This is a genomic window from Caulifigura coniformis (assembly GCF_007745175.1).
GTDB classification, from domain to species: Bacteria; Planctomycetota; Planctomycetia; order Planctomycetales; family Planctomycetaceae; genus Caulifigura; species Caulifigura coniformis.
Map to the genome: position 1 here is coordinate 12622 of NZ_CP036271.1, position 21045 is coordinate 33666.

The 21045-nt window shown below is 64.5% G+C and carries 21 protein-coding genes; 8 read left to right on the forward strand and 13 right to left on the reverse strand.

Annotated elements, in window-relative coordinates; translation table 11 throughout:
* Positions 1 to 48: 48 nt before the first annotated feature.
* From Pan44_RS00080 to Pan44_RS27155, 5 genes are all read right to left on the reverse strand, one after another.
* On the reverse strand, positions 49 to 990 hold the full coding sequence (locus Pan44_RS00080) for an epimerase (RefSeq protein ID WP_145025915.1): 942 nt from the start codon (positions 988 to 990) through the stop codon (positions 49 to 51).
* A 125-nt stretch (positions 991 to 1115) separates the two neighbouring features.
* Complete coding sequence (locus tag Pan44_RS00085) at positions 1116 to 2132, reverse strand: bile acid:sodium symporter family protein (RefSeq protein WP_145025918.1); 1017 nt, start codon at positions 2130 to 2132, stop codon at positions 1116 to 1118.
* Complete coding sequence (locus Pan44_RS00090; RefSeq protein ID WP_197453712.1) at positions 2129 to 2872, reverse strand: EF-hand domain-containing protein; 744 nt, start codon at positions 2870 to 2872, stop codon at positions 2129 to 2131. Before Pan44_RS00090 ends, Pan44_RS00085 begins: the two co-directional genes overlap by 4 nt.
* 79 nt (positions 2873 to 2951) lie before the next feature.
* Positions 2952 to 3629, reverse strand: a complete 678-nt coding sequence (locus tag Pan44_RS00095) for a dioxygenase family protein (RefSeq protein ID WP_145025921.1) — start codon at positions 3627 to 3629, stop codon at positions 2952 to 2954.
* 136 nt (positions 3630 to 3765) lie between these two features.
* The gene (locus tag Pan44_RS27155; protein ID WP_197453713.1) at positions 3766 to 4122 is read right to left on the reverse strand and encodes a hypothetical protein; all 357 of its coding nucleotides are present in this window, start codon (positions 4120 to 4122) and stop codon (positions 3766 to 3768) included.
* Between Pan44_RS27155 and Pan44_RS00100 the strand changes: the two genes are divergently transcribed.
* Positions 4081 to 4845: a sensor histidine kinase gene (locus tag Pan44_RS00100; protein WP_197453714.1), complete on the forward strand. Its 765-nt coding sequence runs from the start codon at positions 4081 to 4083 to the stop codon at positions 4843 to 4845. The genes Pan44_RS27155 and Pan44_RS00100 overlap by 42 nt on opposite strands.
* 15 nt (positions 4846 to 4860) lie before the next feature.
* On the opposite strand, the gene Pan44_RS00105 is transcribed toward Pan44_RS00100, so the two are convergent.
* Positions 4861 to 6117 carry a prepilin peptidase gene (locus Pan44_RS00105; RefSeq protein WP_145025928.1) on the reverse strand — a complete coding sequence of 419 codons (1257 nt, stop codon included), beginning with the start codon at positions 6115 to 6117 and terminating at the stop codon, positions 4861 to 4863.
* Positions 6114 to 6659, reverse strand: a complete 546-nt coding sequence (locus tag Pan44_RS00110; RefSeq protein WP_145025931.1) for a shikimate kinase — start codon at positions 6657 to 6659, stop codon at positions 6114 to 6116. The genes Pan44_RS00105 and Pan44_RS00110 overlap by 4 nt, the downstream gene beginning before the upstream one ends.
* Before the next feature lie 161 nt (positions 6660 to 6820).
* Here Pan44_RS00110 and Pan44_RS00115 point away from each other — a divergent pair, with 161 nt between their 5' ends.
* Positions 6821 to 8209, forward strand: a complete 1389-nt coding sequence (locus Pan44_RS00115; RefSeq protein WP_145025934.1) for a hypothetical protein — start codon at positions 6821 to 6823, stop codon at positions 8207 to 8209.
* An 89-nt stretch (positions 8210 to 8298) separates the two neighbouring features.
* Here Pan44_RS00115 and Pan44_RS00120 read toward each other — a convergent pair whose 3' ends face one another.
* Both Pan44_RS00120 and hisF read right to left on the reverse strand, forming a co-directional pair.
* A complete protein-coding gene (locus Pan44_RS00120; protein ID WP_231754180.1) occupies positions 8299 to 9825 on the reverse strand; it encodes an outer membrane protein assembly factor BamB family protein in 1527 nt (508 codons plus the stop codon).
* A 35-nt stretch (positions 9826 to 9860) separates the two neighbouring features.
* On the reverse strand, positions 9861 to 10628 hold the full coding sequence (gene hisF / locus Pan44_RS00125) for an imidazole glycerol phosphate synthase subunit HisF (RefSeq protein ID WP_145025937.1): 768 nt from the start codon (positions 10626 to 10628) through the stop codon (positions 9861 to 9863).
* Between the two features lie 142 nt (positions 10629 to 10770).
* Between hisF and Pan44_RS00130 the strand changes: the two genes are divergently transcribed.
* Positions 10771 to 12633 carry a GDSL-type esterase/lipase family protein gene (locus tag Pan44_RS00130; RefSeq protein WP_145025940.1) on the forward strand — a complete coding sequence of 621 codons (1863 nt, stop codon included), beginning with the start codon at positions 10771 to 10773 and terminating at the stop codon, positions 12631 to 12633.
* A 61-nt stretch (positions 12634 to 12694) separates the two neighbouring features.
* On the opposite strand, the gene cmk is transcribed toward Pan44_RS00130, so the two are convergent.
* Positions 12695 to 13342, reverse strand: coding sequence for a (d)CMP kinase (gene cmk, locus Pan44_RS00135; RefSeq protein WP_145025943.1), 648 nt, complete (start codon positions 13340 to 13342; stop codon positions 12695 to 12697).
* 45 nt (positions 13343 to 13387) lie between these two features.
* Positions 13388 to 14494, reverse strand: coding sequence for a glucose 1-dehydrogenase (locus Pan44_RS00140; RefSeq protein ID WP_145025946.1), 1107 nt, complete (start codon positions 14492 to 14494; stop codon positions 13388 to 13390).
* A 198-nt stretch (positions 14495 to 14692) separates the two neighbouring features.
* Between Pan44_RS00140 and Pan44_RS00145 the strand changes: the two genes are divergently transcribed.
* From Pan44_RS00145 to Pan44_RS00165, 5 genes are all read left to right on the forward strand, one after another.
* Positions 14693 to 15592: a sugar phosphate isomerase/epimerase family protein gene (locus tag Pan44_RS00145; RefSeq protein ID WP_145025949.1), complete on the forward strand. Its 900-nt coding sequence runs from the start codon at positions 14693 to 14695 to the stop codon at positions 15590 to 15592.
* A 107-nt stretch (positions 15593 to 15699) separates the two neighbouring features.
* Positions 15700 to 16320 (forward strand): DUF2007 domain-containing protein, encoded by a 621-nt coding sequence (locus Pan44_RS00150; RefSeq protein WP_145025952.1) that lies wholly within the window; start codon positions 15700 to 15702, stop codon positions 16318 to 16320.
* A gap of 32 nt (positions 16321 to 16352) precedes the next feature.
* Positions 16353 to 16913: a hypothetical protein gene (locus Pan44_RS00155; RefSeq protein ID WP_145025955.1), complete on the forward strand. Its 561-nt coding sequence runs from the start codon at positions 16353 to 16355 to the stop codon at positions 16911 to 16913.
* 73 nt (positions 16914 to 16986) lie between these two features.
* A complete protein-coding gene (locus Pan44_RS27160; RefSeq protein WP_197453715.1) occupies positions 16987 to 18588 on the forward strand; it encodes an isochorismatase family protein in 1602 nt (533 codons plus the stop codon).
* Positions 18589 to 18671: 83 nt separating this feature from the next.
* On the forward strand, positions 18672 to 19517 hold the full coding sequence (locus Pan44_RS00165) for a rhomboid family intramembrane serine protease (protein WP_145025958.1): 846 nt from the start codon (positions 18672 to 18674) through the stop codon (positions 19515 to 19517).
* A 32-nt stretch (positions 19518 to 19549) separates the two neighbouring features.
* Here the strand turns inward: Pan44_RS00165 and Pan44_RS00170 are convergent, their stop codons facing one another.
* On the reverse strand, positions 19550 to 19936 hold the full coding sequence (locus tag Pan44_RS00170; RefSeq protein ID WP_145025961.1) for a hypothetical protein: 387 nt from the start codon (positions 19934 to 19936) through the stop codon (positions 19550 to 19552).
* A gap of 72 nt (positions 19937 to 20008) precedes the next feature.
* The gene (locus tag Pan44_RS00175; RefSeq protein ID WP_145025964.1) at positions 20009 to 20998 is read right to left on the reverse strand and encodes a DUF1559 domain-containing protein; all 990 of its coding nucleotides are present in this window, start codon (positions 20996 to 20998) and stop codon (positions 20009 to 20011) included.
* Between the last annotated feature and the right edge of the window lie 47 nt (positions 20999 to 21045).

Genomic DNA, 21045 nt, shown 5'->3' on the forward strand with positions numbered 1-21045 from the left:
CAGTTTCCTAGGAAACTATAGGACCTGGAACGGCGGACGGCAACGCCGTCATGAAGCCACGAGGTCGGCGAAGGCGGAATCGAGATCGGGGTAACGAAACTCGAAACGCTCATCCTCCAGACGCGCTGAGGTCACAAACCGCCCGTACAGCGCCAGCTCCGGATCTGTTTGCATCACGAGCGGCGCGCCGAGGCGGACCATCCACTCGAAGGCCGGAAGGCCAATCGGCATTTTCATCGCGCGTCGGAGCGAGGCCATGAAGGCCCGCTGGGTGACGGGGTGTGGCGAGGAGGCGATGTAAACGCCGCTCATCGTTTCGTCGAACAGCGCCCTTTCGAAGAGGCAGTTCATGTCGGCCTCATGAATCCAGCTCATCCCCTGCCGTCCGGTTCCGACCGTGCCGCCGAGTCCCCAGTGGACCAGCGTCTTCAGACGCGCCAGGGCCCCGCCGCCCGCTCCGCGATCGCGCCCGATCACAAAGCTGGTTCGAAGGATGACCTGCCGCTGCTCCGCGAGGACACTCGACTGATAGGCCTCCTCCCAGGCACGACCGACGAACGGCGCCAGGCCGTACCCTGTTGGCGAATCTTCATTGCAGACGACGTCGGGAGGGTCGCCGTAGATGTGGGCCGTGCTCATCTGCACCCACACGGGCGGAGGCGAGTCGATGGACCGCATGGCGTCACCCAGTACGCGGGTCGACTCGACGCGAGAGCGGAGGATTTCGTCCTGGTGGTCGGGGGTCTTGATGCAGTCGACGCTGCGGCCCACCAGGTTGACGAGGCCGGCCGCGCCGTTGAGTTCGTGGATCCATGGGCCGGTCGTGCGTGCGTCCCAGGCCACGTGCTTCCATGGCCCCACCGCCCGCGGGGCCCGCCTTGAAAGGATGATGACGTCGAGGCCCTGGAGGGCCAGGTGCTGAGCGAGCGAGACGCCCAGAAAGCCGCTTCCGCCGGCAATGACAACTCGTCCAGAACGTAACGCGGACATGAGCCTCGGCCTTTCACCTTCGGGCTTCGATCTTCGAAGGGGAAACCGGAAGGTCGTCCGCGTGTTCACCAGGATTCAGGTGGGGATGTCCGCTTTCCCGTTCCGGCGAAGGTTTGTCGCCGACGTCAGTTCGCCGGTTGCGGCGTGGCGGCCAGGACGGGAGCGGGGTCTTCGCGACGCCCCCAGCGGCCAGCGAGCATGGCGGTGATGATCAGCTGCAGCGGGTGGTAGATCATAATCGGCAGCAGGATCACGCCGAGGGCCGGGTTGCCTTCGAAGATGAGCTGGGCCATCGGCACGCCGGTCGCCAGCGATTTCTTGGACCCGCAGAACTGGGCGGCGATGCGATCTTCCATGGTCAACTTCATGGCGGTGCAGATCAGGCCCACGATGAAAAAAACGACGGAGAACAGGGCGATGGAGCCGAGCGTGGAGAGGATGAGCGTCGTGGCGCCGCGGCCGGTCCAGACGCCGGCCACGACGCTGTCGCAGAATGATGTGTAGACCAGCATGAGGATCGTGCCGCGGTCGGCGAGCTGGATGACTTTCTTGTGTTCCTTCGCCCAGTGGCCCAGCCAGGGACGGGACAGCTGTCCGGCGACAAGCGGAACCACGAGCCATTTCACGAGGTCGAGAATCACTTCGCCGAGTGGGAACGACGGGGCCGCTCCGGATCCCGATTCCAGGATGAGCCCGACCCAGAGGGGAGTGAGCACGACGCCGAGAACGCTGGAGAGCGTGGCATTGAAAACGGCGACGGGGACGTTGCCGCGGGCGGCGGCCGTCATCGCGACCGAGGACGAGACGGTGGAAGGGAGGGCGCAGAGGTAGAAGAAGCCGAGGCGCAGGTCGGGGGTCAGCCAGGCTTCCGGGAGTCCTTTAAAGATCGCCAGGCCGATGAGTGGGAAAATGCCGAAGGCCGTTCCCTGCACCAGCAGGTGGACGCGCCAGTTCATTGCTCCGGCCCGCATGGCCGCGAAGGAGAGCGCGACGCCATGCAGATAGAAGATGAGGGCGACGCCGGCCTTGGTGAGGAGTTCCGGGTAGAGCCATCCACCTCGGGCGCCTGGCGCAGGGAAAAACCACGCCAGCGCCACGGCGACGAACATTCCCGTCAGAAACCAGTCAACCTTCCACTTCACCGCGGTGACGGCTCCGCGGAGGGGGGCGCGGGTCGCCCGCCCTGATTGGATCGGGGGCGATTGCGGGGCGGGCCGCCTCCTTCACCGCGCGGCGGTCCATCGAAGCCGTCGCCAGGGGGCGGCGGGGGGCCTGGTTCGTTGAGCATCTGGCGCTGTTCGGGCGTCAGGATCGTTTCGAGTTGCGTGTCGACGATTTCCTGCAGGGCGTCGATGCGGCGTCGCTGGTCGTCGGTGAGTTCAAGCCGATCCTGAAGCCCCGGAGGCAGGATCTGGCCCGGTCGTGGCCGCTGGCCGCGGGGTCCGCCGGGCTGTCCCGGAGGGCCGCCGAATTCGCCGGGCGATCGTCCACCGCCGCTCCCGCCAGGTCCGCCAGGAACCTGGCCTGGTGCCAGAGGACTTCCCGCCTGTCCGCCGCGTCGGCCTCCTGCCGCGGCGAGCGCTGCGTTCTCTTTCGCGAACAGCTCACGCCATTCCCCCTTGGTCGCTGTTCCGTCGCCATCGGCGTCGGCCCGGCCGAACAGGGCGTGGAGGCGCTCATCCGTCAGTTCGGCCCTGGTCAGGGCGCCGTCCTTGTTGGCGTCAAATTTCAGCATGCGTTCGACGAGGGCATCGACGCCCGTTGTCGCGCTGCCGGCGCCCGGGCGACCGGGGCCGCCGGGAGGCGGGCCGGGCTGGGCACTGGCTGGCGAGGCTGCCAGGGCGAGGGCGCTCGCGACAACGAATCGGGTGAGACGCGGCATGGACGGACCTGAGGGCAGAGGTCGATGAGGATCAGGAGGCCGGGGAAGCGAAGTCGGCGGACGGCGAAAGAGCCGCAGATCAGCCTCGCACGTTCCGTTCGTCGGGAGTCCGGCCGAGGACGATGTCGAAGCGGGCGGAGAGTTCGCCCGTTTTCGAATCCGGGATTGGCTTGAAATCGGTGACGAGAAGTTCGCGATCGATGACGTCGCGCACGCCGTTGAACACGCCGTCGCGGAGGTTGCCATCAAATCCCCGCATCATCAGCTGCGAAACGATCAGCTCGCGGTCACCCTTTTTCACCTTGAAATGGATGTGCGGGGCGGGGCGTCCGGGGTAGGGGACAGGCTTGATGGTGCGGAAGCGGTAGCCGCCGTCGGAGGCGGTGGAGAAGCGGCCGAAGCCCTGGAAGTGCTTGTCCTGCTGGGCGGCCTTGGGCCCGCTGTCACGGGTGTGGAGATACACGGCGTTGGCGTCGCACTGCCAGATTTCGACGGTCGCGTCTTTGACGGGTTCTCCCGAGGCCGTGAGGACGCGGCCGGTGAGATGGGTGATCTCGCCGACAGCGGGGGTGATGCTGTCGTTGATGATAATCAGGTCGTTGTCCTGATCGAGCGGCAGCTTGTCGGGATAGAAGGGACCTTCCGTGAGCCGGGGGGTGGCGAAGAGCTGTTCGGCGAAGGCCCCCTTGACGGTGAAGAACGAGGCGGCGAGTGAGCCGAGGAACAGCCGGCGATCGGGGAGGTGCAGGAGAGACATGGGGTATTCCTGACAGGGGTCGACCGCGAGAGCCGCGGTGCAGGTTGTCCATTGAACAGCGTACCAACCGCACGGGGATCGCACAAAAACGGTAGTTCCTGCATTTCCCTCAAAGTCGAAGGCGGAGGCGATCTGGTCACAGGCGATGCAGTCGGGGCAACCGCGCCGAGTTGAAGGTCGCTGAAGCAAGAAAAGCCGGATGGCCTATCAAGATTTCCGGTGCGATTCGATCACCGATTGTGCCATCAACCGACTCCGATCCCGGCCGGAAGCGCGTCCAGCTTCTGATCAGCCGCGGCATTCCAAACTGACTGATTGCATTGTCGTCGAGGACGTCATAGTGGGGCTTCCCCAGCAGCCGGTCGCGGAAATGCGACCAGAGATCGCAGACCACCAACAACGTCCGCCCGAGTTCGCCCGACTGGTCGATCGACTGGTCGCCAGCGAACGTATGGCGCTGGTCGGTCAGGCGACCGCGCAGGTCGCCGGGCATTTGACGAGCCAGCTGGCGATCCTGCCGCTGATCCAGCTGATGGAGAAGCAGTACTCGACCGATCCCGAGATGGTCGAGTTCCTCGGCATCTTCCGCGAGTCGTTTCACGCGATTCATGAGACCGTCCAGCAGTTGCGGCGCATCGTCCGCTTCGAATCGCTGGACGCCCCGGCCGGGCCCGTGTCGCTGGCGGAATCGATCCGCGAGCTGACCCACTTCCTGCGGTTCCAGAAGAACTTTCCCTGGAGCTACGTGCGGCTCGATCTGCGGACGAATCCCATCGCACACACCACGCGGATGAAGGTGCACCACATCCTCGTGAACCTGCTGTACAACGCCGCGGACGCCATCGCCGGCAACCCGGACGGCACGATCATCGTGCGGACATCGATCGACGGCGGGATGGCGAAGGTGACTGTCGAAGACAACGGACGCGGCATTCCGTCGGACGATCTCGACAGGATCTGGGAGCCGTCGTTCACCACGAAGAGCGAGCCGAATCACGGCCTGGGGCTACACCTCGTCCGGCAGTTCGTGACGAGCGACGGCGGCAGCGTGAGCTGCACGTCGACGCCGGGAGTGAAGACGGTATTCACGGTGCGGATGCCGATGACGCCCAGCCTGCTCGAGCAGCTTGGCTCGGATCCGGATGATCTTGACGCGGCGCTGAGCGGCGGGACCTCGGGGAGGCGACTGTTCACCCGGGCCAGCCGGCTCCGCTGACCTGTTTGCCGCGATTTACCGTCCGCGCCAGCGCTCCTGGCCCATCGTCCCGCGCGATGCGGCGACGCCGCTCCAGTCGTGGTTGGTTTTCCACTGCCCCTGGAAGCGGTCGACCTTCTCTCCCGAGTAGAGGAAGTTCTGATCGGCGGCGGTCCAGACGAGTTCTTCCTGGTCGTCGATCGGCATGATGCCGAGCGCGAGGCGGATCAGACGGGCGACGAACAGCAGCGAGGCCAGCAGGGCGACGGAAATGAGGGCCAGCGGAATGAGCAGCGGCCCGAGGCTGAGGACGCGCTCGGAGAGGTCCCAGACCGGCGCCCAGAACAGCAGCGACACGAGCGTGGCGATGCTCAGGTAGGGGCCATAGGGAATCGCCCGGTCGCGGTGGAAGATGAGCCGGGCCAGGACGACCACGATCGCGATTACGGGGGCCAGGAAGAAGACGATCACGGAGGCCTGCCAGCCGACGAAGCTGCCGATCATCGCCAGCAGGATCACGTCGCCAAACCCCATCGCCTCCTGCTTCAGGGCCCAGTGTCCCAGGACGCGGACCGTCCAGACGATTCCGCCGCCGATCACGAAACCGGCCGCCGCGACGAGGAAGCCGTGCAGGTGCGGCCAGTGTGAGAACCAGGCGGGGACGTCGGGCGGGGTTCCGGCGAAGAGGGACGCCTGTTCGACCCAGACGGGAACGAGGTGGACCCGTCCGATGAGGGTGTTGCCGACGAATCCGACGACCATGGCCGGCAGTGTCACACCGTCGGGAATGATCCAGAGGTCGAAGTCGATGAATGTGGCGACGAGCAGCGCCTCGATGAGCACCATGTGGAACGCATAGCGCAGGTGGGCGAACATCGTCGGCGACATGCTGCCGAGGCCTGGAATGACCTCGGGGCCGATCTGCGTGTACAGGCAGCTGTCCTTCAGCGCGTTGACGTCGCCTGCGCCGATCTCGAACCAGTAGACCAGCACGAACAGCGAGGCGTTCAGAAATTCGATCAGCGGATAACGGGGCGAGATCCAGGCGCGGCAGTCGGCGCAGCGGCCGCCCAGCATCAGCCAGCCGAAGATCGGAATGTTGTGCTGCCAGCGGATATGGGACCGGCAGCGCTTGCACTGCGATGGCCGGTTCCAGAGTTCCTGGAGCGATTCCCAGAAGCCGTCTTTCTGAGGGATCCGGTAGATGCAGACATTCAGGAAGCTGCCGATGATCGATCCGAAGAGGAACAGCGTCGGATAGATCACCCAGGCCGGGAGATCGAGGTGGATCACCGCCCGCCCTCCGCCGGATCAACGGTGGCGCCGGGGAGGGCCGAAAGGATCAGTTCGACGATGGTGTCCACGGGTTTCCCAGAAGTCTCGACAGTGATGGTCGCCGCCTGAGCATAGAGCGGCGTCCGTTTGGCGAGAAGCTGTTCAATTTCGTCGCGCGGCGGGAGGTTCGTGAGCGCGGGACGGCGTTCGGTCGAGGTGGCGTCTTCGGCCATCCGCTGGACGATGACGTCGGTCGGGGCGGTCAGCCAGACGACGGGACCTGCGTCGCGCATGCGGGTGCGTGTCGTCTCATTCAGGATCGCCCCGCCTCCCGGCGCGAGGACGAGCCGTTCGCGGCCCAGTTGTTCGGCGAGAAACGCGGCTTCCAGACGACGAAACTCGGGCTCCCCGCTGTCGGCGAAGATCTGCCGGATCGACTTCCCGGCCCGGCGTTCGATTTCGGGGTCGGCGTCGAGGAAGTCGAAACCGAGGCGGGCCGCGAGCTGCGGTCCGACGGTCGATTTGCCTGTGCCGCGATATCCAATGAGAGTGATGACCATAGGAGGTAATCTAATGGCCATGCCCGCGGGCCGCCTGCGTCCTCGCCGGCATCCGCTGGAGTTCGGGTTTTCGCCATTCCGGCGGGCAGGAAGTCTGGTGGGTTTGTCCTTCGAAGCCGTTGTCCACTTGTCGGCATCGCATCTTTTCAGGTCACCGCGTCATGAGTTCCCGCCGTCGACGTCTCGTTCAGGTTTTCGCGGCGATCGTCGCGATCCTGCTGCTGGCAGGGGGATTCGCCTGGCGGCTTGCGACGGCGCGTCCCCTCATCGAAAGCGTTCCGCTCTCGACGGGTCAGTTCAACGTCCGTTTTCTCAAGGCCGACCTGGGGACGCTGAACTACTCCTCCGACGACAACCTGCGCGCTTTCCTGCGTCGCCGGATCCCGGGGCCGCTGGTGAAGAAGCTGGGCGAGGTGACAACGGTTCGCGGATACACGCCGTCGCATCAGGAATTCGGCGGGCCGCCGCTGGTCCTGCTGTTCCAGCTGCTCACGCCTCAGAACGCCCTGCAGACGACCACGTCGACGGTGTTCGGAAAGATCGAATTTCCCGAGTCGACAGGCTTCGTCTTCACGGACGAGATCAACGGCTACAACAGCCACGGGGAGGGAACATCGCTCCACGATTTCACGGCCTTTCCGCGGCGTGAGCCGCAGCTCCATTTCCGGCTCTACGAGCAGAACGGCCAAATGCTGATGGAGAAGTCGATGGCGAATCCGGGCTACCGCACGGACTTCCCGGTGTGGACCCCGGACGCACTGCCGCAGACGACGTCGGTCGAGCCGATCACCGTCACGCTTCGCTCGCTGAAGGTGGATGTGAAGAATCGCCATCTGGGGCCGATCGCGGACGTCGCCTCCGACGATCCGAGCTGGCTGAACCCGGAGCGGTCGTATCAATGGACGGACGCGACGGGGAACAGCGGCTCCTGGCTGTCCCCCTTCGAACCTGCGTGGAAACTTCATCTCCGCTACCGACGGCGGCGGGACGCCGAGTTTCCCGCGTCGGCGACGTGGACGGCCGATCCTGTCGCCGTGCCGGTCGGACTGACCGTGACCAGGACGGCACAGTCCGCGGTGGTCGATGAGATCGAGTTTCGGATTCGTTACGTGGCGCCGGCGGGCGAGCTCGAGCATATCGGCGACACGATCACGGTGACTCCACCGCGAAGCCCTGGCCATACGGGGCTCAGCGTCGGCGCCGGTTCGCGTCCGGGGCCTGGCGGCGGGCAGGTCCCATATGAGTCGATCGAAGCCGGAGTTCCATTCATTCGAGTCGACCATGACCCGCTGCCGACCGGAGTTCAGGCGCTGTACGACGTCATCGACGACCAGGGGAACGTGATCAACGACAAACTGTTTCCCGGAGGGGGCGGAGTTCACAACACGCAATTTGCCGCGGTCTACTTCCCGGCCGAAGTGAAGACGAAGAAAGTGACCCTGAAGCTGCGCGTGAGCCGCCCCCGCGATGTGGAGTTTCTCGTCGCCCCGCCGGCCGAACTACGGGAGGCGATTCAGAACAGACCCGCCGGGAAGGACGCGTCGAAATGAGACGATGATGCGGGGGACGCGGCGGCGAGCGAACTTCACCCGGGCTGCCGGTCCGATGAGAGAGGTCTCCTGGATCCCGGACCACCCGTTCAGGGCTTTGGCTTTCGCAGGTCGAGACAGATCATCCATTCCTGGGAGCGGAGATACAGCCGCCCGCGAGAGACGACCGGGGCTGCCCAGGTCGGATAGCCGAGTTTCGGCGTCCGCAGCCGGACGATCTCGTCCCGTTTTTCCGCATTGGGACGCATCAGCGCCATCAGGCCGCCACGTTCCCCCAGCGTCAGGAATTTTCCATCGACCATCGTCAGCGATCCGCGGCCGAAGACGGGATACAGCAGCGGCTTACCGGTGGAGCGGGAAATCACATCGTCTTCCGAGGTGCGCGCGTAGTCGTCGAGAGGCTCATCGAAGCCGGGGCTTTCCCAGTGGACCGTGCCCGTCGCGGCGTCGATGCAGGTCATCCGGCCTTCCGGTTCGTAGTGCCCGCTGAAGCCGTAGAACGCGCCCTCCACATAAATGGCGGTGGCCCAGTGCGTTTCGAGGCCGCGGGGATTCTTCCAGACGACGTCATACGAGTTCCCGTCGGGTTTCACCCTGAGCAGGGCGGAGCCGGTCCGGTACTCGGACGAGATCAGAACGGTGTCGCCCACCACGACCGGCGATGCGGCGTTGACCGATTCATGCACGCGGGAGCGGAACCAGTACTTGAACCGCTCGGCTCCGGTGTCGGGGTCGAGCGAGACGAGGCCGTGACGCATCAGGCAGAGGACATGTTTCTGTCCGTGGATCTCGGCGGGGATCGGCGACGAATAGCTGACGATCATCTCGTCGCCAGTCCATGAATAGTTCTTCGGCGCGGGGAAACCGGTCGCGGCGCCGTCCCACGTCTTCTGGCCGACGCTCTGCCAGAGCGTTTTTCCCGTAAGCGGATCGAACGCCACGACGCCGCTGTCGGGTTGCCCGCCGACCATCACGATCAGTTTGTCGCCCCACAGCAAAGGAGACGATCCGACTCCGAAGAAGCCTTCGGGAACGGTGAAGTCCTTCTGCGTTTCGCGTTTCCAGACGACCTCGCCCGTCGCGAGCTTCAGGCACAGGAGCACCCCTTCCGCGCCGAACGTGTAGCAGTACTCGGGCGTCAGGATCGGCGAGCAGCGCGGGCCGTTGTTGTAGCCGTAGGGGTCACGAAAGCTGCTGGGATATTTGTGGGTCCACAGCGATTCGCCGGTCAGCGCATGGAAGCATTCGACGATCTCCTGACGCTGGCCGTAGTGATGCAGGACCAGCCGCTGTCCGAGAACCGAGGGGGCCCCGTGTCCTTCGCCGACCTGCTTCGACCAGAGGAGCGGCGGGCCATCGGCGGGCCAGGTTTCGAGGAGGCCTGTTTCCTTCGACACGCCGTTGTGGTCGGGGCCGAGGAAGCAGGCCCAGTCGAACCCGGGCTCGGAGCTGGTGGCGAGGGGGTCGTTCGCCGCGGGGGCGGCGGGATCGGCCGCGGGGGCTGGCGTCGACCGTCCGCAGCCGACGAAGAAGGCCAGCAACACCAGTAATGATCGCGCAATGTCGACACGAAGACACGAAGACACGAACGGTTTCATCTGCTGTCGAGCCTTCATCGAACTTCTTCGTGCCTGTGTGTCGAAACAAGACTTCACACCCGGACCGGCACCCCGCGCTCGGCCAGGTACTTCTTCGCTTCGGCGATGGTGTATTCGCCGTAGTGGAAGATGCTGGCCGCCAAGGCCGCGCTGGCATGGGCGTCCATCATGGCCTCAAGCATGTGCTGGGGCGATCCGCAGCCGCCGCTGGCGACGACGGGGATTTCGACGGCATCGGCCACGGCCTTCGTGATCTCGAGGTCGTAGCCGTCCTTGGTGCCGTCCGCGTCCATGCAGGTGAGGACGATCTCGCCGGCGCCGAGCCGTTCAACTTCTTTCGCCCAGGCCACGGCTTCCAGTCCGGTTGGAAGCCGGCCGCCGTTGATGTGGACGTCCCAGAATTCTCGACCGTCTTTCTGCACGCGCTTGGGATCGATGTTCACCACGATGCACTGGCTGCCGAACTTGAGAGCCGCCTCGCGGACGAACTCGGGCGTTTTGACGGCCGCGCTGTTGATCGACACTTTGTCGCATCCCGCTTTCAGCAGTCGGCGGATGTCTTCGAGCGTGCGGATGCCCCCTCCGACGGTGAGCGGCATGAAGATGACTTCGCTCGTCCGCTCGACGACGTCGAGAATGATGTCGCGCTGTTCGTGGCTGGCGGTGATGTCGAGGAAGACGAGTTCATCCGCCCCTTCCCGCTCGTAGCGCGCGGCGATTTCGACCGGATCGCCGGCGTCACGGAGGTTCAGGAAATTGATGCCCTTCACCACGCGGCCGGCATGGACGTCAAGACAGGGAATGATTCGCTTCGCGAGCATTGAGAGGAGGAACGAGACTGGAGGACGTTCGGGAAGGGGCAGGATACGGCGGGCGGGCGGGATTCGGAACCGCGCGCAACCGCGCACGGACAGGTGACGGCAGTTCAATTTCTGGCTCGCCACCTGGTTTCGGGACACGCGGATGATTCTGAACGACACCTTCACTGCACCGGATGGTTCGCTGCTCACAGCCCGTAGTGCTGATTCCGGGGCGACTTACGCCATGAATCCGGCCGGATCGGAACCGATCCGGATCCACGCGGGGCGGGCCCATGCCGACGGCGTGGCCTTCGCCTGCTCCTCCGTGACCGCCGCCGACTGCGAAATCGAAGGGCTGTTCCGCTGCCTCTCGGCCGATGGCCAGCATGCGGGGATTGTCGGCCGGATGTCGACTTCCGAATCGGCCTGGTACTGCGTGTTGCTGCAGTTCGGCGAAGGGATCTGCCTGTACGGTTCGGGGAGCCTTGGCAGCTTTCCCGTCACGTTCGTTCCGGGTCGGGACTATCGCGTGAAGCTGCTGATGAAGGGCTCGTTTCTGCGGGCGTTCCTGAACGGCTACGAATTCCGGCGGGTTGTGGATACGGAACGATCGACCGGGCGGATCGGGCTCTGCTTCCAGGGCGCGTCCCTGGAAACGACCGGGATGCACCTCGATTCGCTCGTCGCCCGCGAGGAATCCATCGCGCCGCAGATCCTGTTTCATGGCGACTCACTGACGAGCGGGCTGACGTCGCCCGCGCTGTCGCATGTCGAAAAGTATCCGACGCGCGTGATCGGTCTTCTCGAACAGGAATGCGACTGGGCCAATCTCGGAGTCTCCGGGCGCTCCCTTTCCGATCTTCTCGCCAACGTCGCGGAAGTGGATGACTGTCGTCGGCCCGAGTCGTCGAGCGACGTGGTCGTTGTGTGGGGCGGGATCAACGACCTGCTGGAGGGCGCCACGACGGCCGACGTCATCGCCCGCCTGTCGACGTATGGCGACGGCCGGCGGGCCCTCGGCTTCCAGGTGGTCGTGCTCACGACCATCGCCGCGGATGAGGCGCATCCCGACGTCGATGCGGAATTCGACGCGAAGCGGAGCGCGGTGAATACGTGGCTGCGCGAGCATTGGGCCGATCATTTCGACGCGCTGGCCGATGTGGCGGCCGATCCGCGGCTGAGCGACCCCACCGATATGGGCTACTTTCAGGCCGATGGAGTGCACCTGACGGCCGGCGGGACGGTCGTGGTGGCCGAGGTCGTCGCCCGGTCGCTGCGCTCGTTGGGTGAAGCGGCGCTGGAGATCACGTCTCCTGCAGAGGGGGATGTTGTTCTCGCAGGCGAAGCGACCGGGATCACCTGGAATACGACCGGTTCGGTTCCAGAGGTGAGCGTCGAACTGAGCCGCGACGGCGGTGTGACGTACGACACGGTGCTGGTGGAAGACCTCGCGAACAGTGGGTCGCTGGCGTGGACTCCCGCGATCGAGCAGCGGACGCCGACCGCCCGGGTGCGCATCCGGGAGACGGCTTCATCGGTCGTGGCCGAATCGGCGGTCTTCCGGATTGCGACGACGTCGCCATCGGGCGGAGTGGTGACGACCGGCGACCTGGAAGCGGCGCTCGAGACGCTGAAGTCGCATGGCGACACGGTGTGGGGGAGAAACCCGATCCTGCCGGTGGTTGCCCGCGTGAACCAGGAGCCGGTCTCGAAAACACTCCTCGTGGCCTATCAGCGGGGACGTTCGCGGCACCAGGTGGTGATCGTCGACTCGACGGGGGAGGGGGTCGATCTTTCGGCCAAGTCGCTGCAGTTCACGCTTGAGACCCTGGGGGGCGCGGCCGTTGCTTCGACGAGCGAAATGACGATTTCGGGAGACGAATCGCACATCGCGTCGTTCACGGCGGAGGAATCGTGGCACGTGCAGCCGGGGCTGTATCGCTACGCCCTGCGGGACCAGGCGGACGGGGCGCGGGTCTGGGCGCGCGGGGACTACGTCGTGGAACCGACGGCGGGGCCGGTTTGAAACGTGCGTGGAGACGACGCGGAGCGGCTTTTCAGCTCGATGTTGACAGAAAGAGACCGTCTCAACCCAGTCGCCTGCGCACTTCGGCTTCCAGACGCTTCAAGACCTCCTCCAGGGAGATGGCGGTCGTGTCGATGACGATCGCGTCGTTGGCCGGGCGAAGCGGCGCGACGTCTCGGTTAAGATCGCGCTCGTCGCGTTCCCGCTGCTGGGTCAGCATTTCCTCGAAGGAGACATGCTTCCCGCAGAGGGCGAGTTCGTCCATCCGCCGCTTCGCACGCTCTTCGGGGGACGCGGTCAGGAAGAACTTGCATTCGGCCTGGGGGAAGACGACGGTCCCCTGGTCGCGGCCCTCGCAGACGAAGTTGAGGACGCCGGCCAGTTCGCGCTGCCGCGCGACGAGTGCGGCCCGTACTTCAGGATGCTGGGCGACGATCGACGCGGCCCGCGTGACTTCGGGGGAACGCAGGAATTCGGTGACATCCATTCCGCGGGCCATCGTGCGGCCCGACTGGAAGGTGATCGATGACGTGCGCGCGAGCTCGGCCGCGGCCAGCGAGTTGAGCTCGACTTCCGCTTCCAGGCAGAGCGCGGCGACGGCGCGGTACATGGCCCCGGTGTCGAGGTATTCAAATCCAAGCGCGGCCGCGAGTCGCTTCGCGGCGGTGCTTTTGCCGGTGCCGGCGGGTCCATCGATCGTGACGATCATCTCTCGCGATTCTCAGAAACGTGACGACTGCGTCGCGCGGCGTTGCTACTTGCTCACGTTGACGTAGACCTTGAGCGCCGTCTTGTCGTCCCGCAGCAGCGACATGATCTTCGCGGGATCGCCGAATCCGTCGACGGGGGTCGTCAGGATCCGCTCAGTCACGCCGGGGAACATCGTTTCGCTGAGGGCCAGGTCGCCCAGGCCGGCTGCGAAATGGTGCCGGTTGCCGTTCACCGAACCGACGAGCAGCTTGTTACCGAGGACCCACTCGAGGTTGACCTGATCGGCCGGGAACTGCGCGATCGATTTTCCGCCGCCAGTCACGCTGGTCCAGACGAGCGCGCCGTTGATCGCCAGGTGCCGCATGCTGTCGAAAGCGACCTGTGCCGAGCCGGTCGCCTCGATGATCAGATCGGGCTTGCCGACGGTCTTGACCAGCTCCTCCATCGACGTTTCGGCCGTGCTGACGTAAGTCCCGCCATAGGCCTTGACGATCTCTTCCTTCAGGCCGGGGTTCTTCGTGCGGGCGAGGGTGAACACCTGCAGTCCACGGAGGCGGAGCATCATGGTGGTCAACAGGCCGATCTGTCCGGCCCCGGTGACGAACGCCAGTTTTGGTTCCCACACCTGCAGCCTCTGCTGCGCCAGGTAGGCCTGCGCGATCGCCTTGGCGCAGACGCTGGCCGGTTCCGAGAGCACGCCCAGGTGCTTCAGGCCTTCGGGGACCTTCACGACGAACTCGGCGTCGTCGACGAATTTCTCGGTCATGAACCCGTGACGCAGGTTGATGCCGCGTTCGTAGTATTCCTCGTGCCCCGTGATGTCGTTTCGGCCGATGATGTCGAAGAGCGTGGGGCCCGGTCGGCGGACCGTGCAGGTGCAGTAGTCGCCCGGTTTCACGTGGGTGACATCGGGGCCAACCTCCTCGACGACGCCGAAGACTTCGTGGCCGACGACCAGAAAGTCGTACCCTTTCGGGGCGCGGCCATACAGGGCCTCGTCGATTTCGGCGTCGGTGGCGTCGACGCCGACCTGCAGCGTCCGCACGACGACTCCGCGGCGGGGCGCGGGCGCATCAGCGAGCGTGGGCGTGGGCAACTCGGCGATGTGGGCCGAATGCTTTTTTCCGGGAGTGACGGCAAGCGTTTTCATGGGACGGCCGAAATCTGACCTGTGTGCGATGGAGAACTTCGGCACGGAGCGTAGCGCTTCGCCGGAACCCGGACAATCGTGCTTCGGGGCGGTGAAACGCCGCCGGAAACGTGGTATCACATTTCAGAGCGTCCTGGACGGTCCGCCGACCGGAGCGTTTCTCGCCAGCCAATCCCTCCCCGCCGACCGAGGTCACCCATGCCCGCCGTGAATCGACGCGAGTTCGTGCAGCTTTCCGCCGCCGCCCTGGCCGGAACCGCGATTCTGGGATCGACGCGTGTCGTCCGGGCGGCGGAACCGCCGATCCGGCTGAAAAAGGCCGTGAAACTGAGCATGGTCCGCGTCGAAGACGCGAGCCTGGATGACCGCTTCAAGCTGATGAAGGACTGCGGCTTCGAAGGCTGCGAGATCGATGCGCCGGGAACGGACGCCGGGCAGGCTCTCGCCGCCGCGAAGAAGGCCGGCATCAAGATTCACGGAGTGATCGACTCCGTTCACTGGAACAAGCGGTTTTCATCTCCCGACAAGGCCATCCTCGAAGAGGCTCACGAGGCGCTGAAGGCCGCCATCGACGCCTGCAAAACCGTCGGCGGCACGACCGTCCTGGTCGTCCCCGCCTCCCTCCGGAAAGGCCACGACGAGATTCCGATGCAGGAAGCCTGGGACCGCTCCATCGCGGAGATCAAGCGCGGCGTGCCGCTCGCCAAAGAAGCCGGAGTGAAGATCGCCATCGAGACGGTGTGGAATGAATTCATCACCACGCCGAAGCAGTTCGTCGACTACATCGACGCCTTCAATGATCCGACGGTCGGCGGATACTTCGACATCAGCAACATGCTGAAGTACGGCGTCTCCTCCGCCGAATGGATCCGCCAGACCGGTCAGCGGCTGCTGAAAGTCGACTGCAAGGGGTACAACCTCGAGAAGCAGGCGTTCGGCGAGATCGGAACGGGCAGCGAGAACTGGCCCGAAGTGCTCCAGGCGCTGAAGGACGTCAACTACACGGGTGAGTTCCTGACGGCTGAAGTCCGTGGCGGCGGCAAGGAGCGGCTGCTGGAAGTGTCGCAGCAGATGGACAAAGTCCTCCAGCTGACGTGATCCGCCGGCGAAGCTGGTCCGTTGAACGCCCGGAGCCCTGGTTTGGCAGGGTTCCGGGCGACATCGTGTGAGCGTCGCGCCGACCGCAGGATTTCGAGGGCGAACTCATGTCTTCCGACCTCATCGAAGTCGCCCGGCCGCCGTACCTGAGCATGGCCGAGGAAATGCGGCTGTTCCTCGAGCAGCACGACATCGAGGCAGTGTTCGACAACACGAACATGGGCGCGATGATGCCGCATCTGGGGACGGCCATCGGCGTGAGCGTGCTCGTGGCTCGTCCGGATGCCGTGAGGGCCAGTCAATTGCTTGAGCAACGCCGGCCTGTCGCCGCGACGACTGGGCCGTGGTACTGCGGCGCGTGCAAGGTGGATGTCGAGCCGGGATTCGAGGCCTGCTGGTCGTGCGGTCAGGCGCGGGCCGAGGTGGAACAGCCGTTCCCGGAAGGCCACGCTGTTCCGTCGCCGGGTGTGGAGCCGGAGGACGCGGTCAAGAAGCAGAAGGCCGAAGATCTGATCCAGCGCGCCTGGCGGACCGCGCTGCTCTGTTTCGGAGTGATCCCGCTGCCGGTCATCGGGCACCTGTACTCGCTGATGTTGCTGCTGGAGTCGACAGGCCTGGGTGTGCAGGTGAGTCCAGACTCAAGGCGTCTCTTCCTGAGAACCCTGTTCATCGACCTGGCCGTCCTGGGCGTGTTTGTGGCCCTCCTCACCGCGCTGTCATTCCGGTGAGGGATCCGCTTGTGGATTCGAATCGGGAAACCATGAGCGAACAGACGTGCCCGGCAACGCAGACAGCGTGTCTGTACTTCGCTTTGCTGATCGTGGCTGCGATCACAGCCTTCGCCGTTGGACTGGGGATGCCCTATTTCAAGTGGATCAGATCTCTCAACGTTCGGAACCATCTGCTTGCGGTCTACTCGCAGCTCGAAGCCGGGATCAGTGCTGAGCTGGAGTACGGGAAACTTCAGGACCACGTCGCAAGGAACATCCGCGAGCACTGGGGAGAGATTGAGCCCACTGCCCGCGGCAACTGGGTGGTGTGGAAGCACGGAGCGTGGATCAATGAGCCCCAAGAGAATGCCCGAAAGAGAAGTCTTTCCGAGATCCCGATCCTGCTGGTCCTGATTGACCGGGCAACAGGCCTCAGCACCGGGGAACTCGAGGAAGATGCGATCGTTCTCACTCACCGCGACGGATCTCGGTTTTCGGACGTCGACGGCGATGAACGAGTCTTCGCATTATTCGCCGACGGTTACGTCAGAGAGATGACGGCTCGCGATTTCAGCGAAGGGATCGCGTCCGGTGGAAAACCGGCGTGGTGAGTTGCCATCATGGCGTCGGTCGGCCGACGATGCTGACTGACTGCTGATGGACGCCTGATCCACGGAGATGACGATGCAGACCCGTCGTGTGTTTCTTGCTACCTGCCTGATCGCCTGTTGCGTGTCGGCCAGCGCTGCCGATGGCCGGCTCAATCTCACGCTTCGCAAGCAGGTCCCGGTTTCCGCCGGAGTCAAACAGTTCCACACGGTCACCGAGTCGCAGGCGTGGAACCCCGCTGAAACCGCCATCATCCTCTGCGACGTCTGGGATTCGCACACCTGTGAGAACGCCGTGAAGCGGGTCAACGAACTGTCGCCCCGGCTCAATGAAGTGGTGGTCGCGCTGCGCAAGGCCGGCGCGACAGTGATCCACGCTCCGTCCAACTGCATGGACACCTACAAGGACCATCCCGGCCGGAAGCGGGCGATGGAGACCCCGAAGTCGAAATCGCTCCCGACCGATATCGAAAAGTGGTGCTACAAGATCCCCGCCGAAGAACAGGGGGTCTATCCGATCGACCAGACCGATGGCGGGAATGACGACGAGCCGGAGCAGCGCGCAGCCTGGATGGAGAAGCTCGTCCAGGAAGGGCGCAATCCGAAGCGGCCCTGGGTCAAACAGACGGATATCATCGTCGTCGATGACTCGAAGGACTACATCACCGACCTCGGCGACGAAGTCTGGAGCATCCTCGAAACCAGGGGGGTGAAGAACGTCATCCTGGCCGGCGTGCACACGAACATGTGTGTTCTGGGCCGGCCGTTCGGGCTGCGGAGAATGGCCGAGAACGGCAAGAACGTCGTGCTGCTGCGCGACATGACCGACACGATGTACAACCCGAAGTCGGCCCCTTACGTCAGCCATTTCACCGGGACCGATCTCATCGTCTCCCACATCGAGCGGCACGTCTGCCCGACGATCACGAGCGACCAGATCATCGGCGGCAAAACGTTCCGGTTCAGTGGTGACACTCGTCCGCATATCGTCGTGATCGCGTCCGAGCCGGAATACGACACGGCCCGCACGCTGACGGAATTCGCCGTCCCGCATCTCGGAAAGGATTTCCGCGTCACGCATCTCTATGGCGATGCGAAGAAGGACAATGAGATTCCGGGACTCGAAGCGCTGAACGACGCCGACGTGATGCTGCTGAGCGTCCGCCGCCGCACGCTGCGGGCCGAGCAGTTGGAGATCGTGAAGAACTACATCGCCGCCGGAAAGCCGGCCGTCGGCATTCGCACGGCCAGCCATGCCTTCAGCCTGCGGAAAGGCGAAACCCCGCCCGGCCATGCCCAGTGGCCCGAGCTGGATGCGCAGGTCTGGGGCGGCCATTACTCGAATCACTACGCCAACAACCTGAAGTGCGAGATCACGTTCACCCCGGAAGCGGCCCCGCACCCGATCATGGCGGGCATCGAGCAGAAGCCGTTCATGGCGGGTGGATCGCTGTACCAGACCGCTCCCCTCGAACCAGGCACGACCGTGCTGCAGATGGGAAAGGTGCACGCCAAGGAAGCAGAGCCGGTGTCATGGACGTTCACCCGCAAAGACGGCGGGAAGTCGTTCTATACGTCGCTCGGTTATGTGGGCGATTTCCAGAACCCGGTGTTCACGTCGATGCTGACGAACGCCGTGTACTGGGCGGCCGGGAAAACGCCGGCAAAACGCCCCTGACGGCGACGGCCCGGCTGCGCCTGCCTTCTTCGGCGTATTTCGAGCTCCTCTTGCAGCGGCCCTGGTAAGCAGGCCGAAGAGTTATGGGTTATCTCCGCAAACTCGGCGACCTCCCACGCAATCCGCCGATCACGTCGATCGTGCTGGTCGTCTGCATCGCACTGTTTGCCTTCATCCACAGGAACCCTGATGGGGACAGCCTGCAGGCGCTGGAGTCAGCGGGCTGGCGCGATGCGAATGCGATCTGGGAAGGCCAGTGGTGGCCCCTCATCACCACGGCGTTTCTGCACTACGAGTTGTGGCACCTCGCGTTCAACATGTACTGGCTGTGGGTTCTCGGGGGTCGACTCGAGCTTGAGATCGGATCGGCGAGATTTCTCGCCTTCGTGCTGACCGCCGCGTTCTTCACCTCGGCCATGCAGCTGGCTGTTTCGAGCACGACAGGTATCGGTTTCTCGGGCGTTGGGTATGCGATCTTCGGGCTGATGTGGGTGGCCCGTCGATGGCGCCCCGCGTTTGCCGTCGTGCTGACGCCGAGAATCTGCCAACTGTTCATCTTCTGGATGTTTGGCTGCCTGTTCATGACATGGGCCAGTGATCTGGACATCGGAAACACGGCCCATTTCTCAGGCCTGCTGTTCGGCGCCATCGCTTCGCCGCTGCTGGCCCAGCCTGCACGGAAGCGGCCCGCACTGATCGGACTGGCGGCGAGTCTGAGTGTCGCTGTGCTGAGCCTGGTCTGGGCGCCCTGGAATACCCATTGGATCGGCAATCGGGCCTACCAGGCTCACGTCGACGGCAACTACCAGAAGGCCATCGACCTCTATGCGAAGGTGCTCGAACGCGACCCGCAGGCCGGATGGGCCCGCACGTGCATGGAGTACGCCAGGCAGGCGCTCGCGTCGTCGCCGGCTCCTTCCTCCGATTGAACAAACGTGTCCCGCCTCGCCTGGGTCTTGAGTCACTTCAACTCGAAGGACTGCTCGACGACCGTCTCCTTCTCGCCCACCGTCAGCGCCAGCGTGGAACGCTCGTTGTATTCGCCGGGGACGATCGACTTCGTCTCGGCCACCTCCCGCGGCTCCGCTCCCGGCTCCTCGACGCGAATCATCTTCCCCGTCGACTTCTGTCCGGTGATCTCGACGCGATAGTCGCCGGGAATCGGTCCGAATGCCTGCTCGATGAGAAAGGTTCCGTTCTCAATGCGTCCGGAGGCGACGTGTCCATTGCCGAGCGGGAACAGGGTGACCGTCCCCGTTTCGAGCGGCTCCCCCTTCATCGTCACCGATCCGCGCACTTCACGGCGGTTCAGTTCGACTCCGCCCGAGCATCCCGTCAGGGACGCCATCAAGACAATCGCGGCCGTCAGACTGCTCCTCGCTGGTGTCGACATCGCCCGGCCCTGATCGTTCACGTGTGCTCACCATTCCCCGACCAGGTCGCGGTAGCGTTCCGTGCTGAGCGCCTGCCAGGTCGTCAGGTCGATGCTGTCCGCGGACCATCGAACCGAGCCGTCGCAGAGGAGCACCTGAACGCCGCCGACATGGTGACTGCGAGACGCCAGAGCCGACTGCCCGCGGCCTGTGGCCGTCAGTTCGGGAGCTGGTTCATACGGAAGGTTGAACCGCGGATTGTCGATGCAGGTCGCGATCTCGCAGTAGTCGGACGCGCGCGAATTGGGCGTCAGGCGCGTGGAGATCTGGTAGCAGTTGGAGTCGTCGTTCCAGATCCGCCCGCGGCGGTCGACGCCACCCGCGCCGATCCCCTTGAGCATCTCCATCATCGCGAGCGTGTTGCTCGTGCCATCCTTGATGCGGCTGATCGTCGCGCCGTAGTTCAGGCCGAACGGCGAGCAGACGGGCACCGAACCGCCCGGTTCATTGCTGCTTGAGCCGTTCCCGTCGAGATCGAGATAGCGGTGCATGCCCCAGTTCAGTCCGTAGTTGCCGAAGGCCTCCCGCGGATTCATCAGCTGGCTGCCGGACGTCGGATCAGTCGGGCAGACGTAGACTGGAATCGGGTTCAGCGGCAGGTTGGCATTGGTTCCCTGATGCCAGCTCTTGGAGAGATCGGCCTGGTTGAAGAGCACGGCCAGGTCGAGCTGCGGCAGGATCTGGAGGATGAACGGCATGCGGTAGCGGTTGCCGGTCGTGAAGTCGACCCGCACCGCCCCGGGCGGGAACTGCCGGAACGCGGACTCGTAGCTGTGAATCGCAATTCCCAGCTGCTTGAGATTGTTTCGACAGTGCGTGCGGCGCGACGACTCCCGCGCCTGCTGAACGGCCGGAAGGAGCAGGGCGACGAGGATCGCAATGACGGCGATGACGGCGAGAAGTTCGACGAGGGTGAATGCGGATCGGTTGGCCCGATCAGGCCCGCGGGAGTCTGTCAATGGGGCAGCCCAGCCCATGGAAGCAACCTCGATGAAAACCGCGACGGTCGGAAGCGATTCGCGCC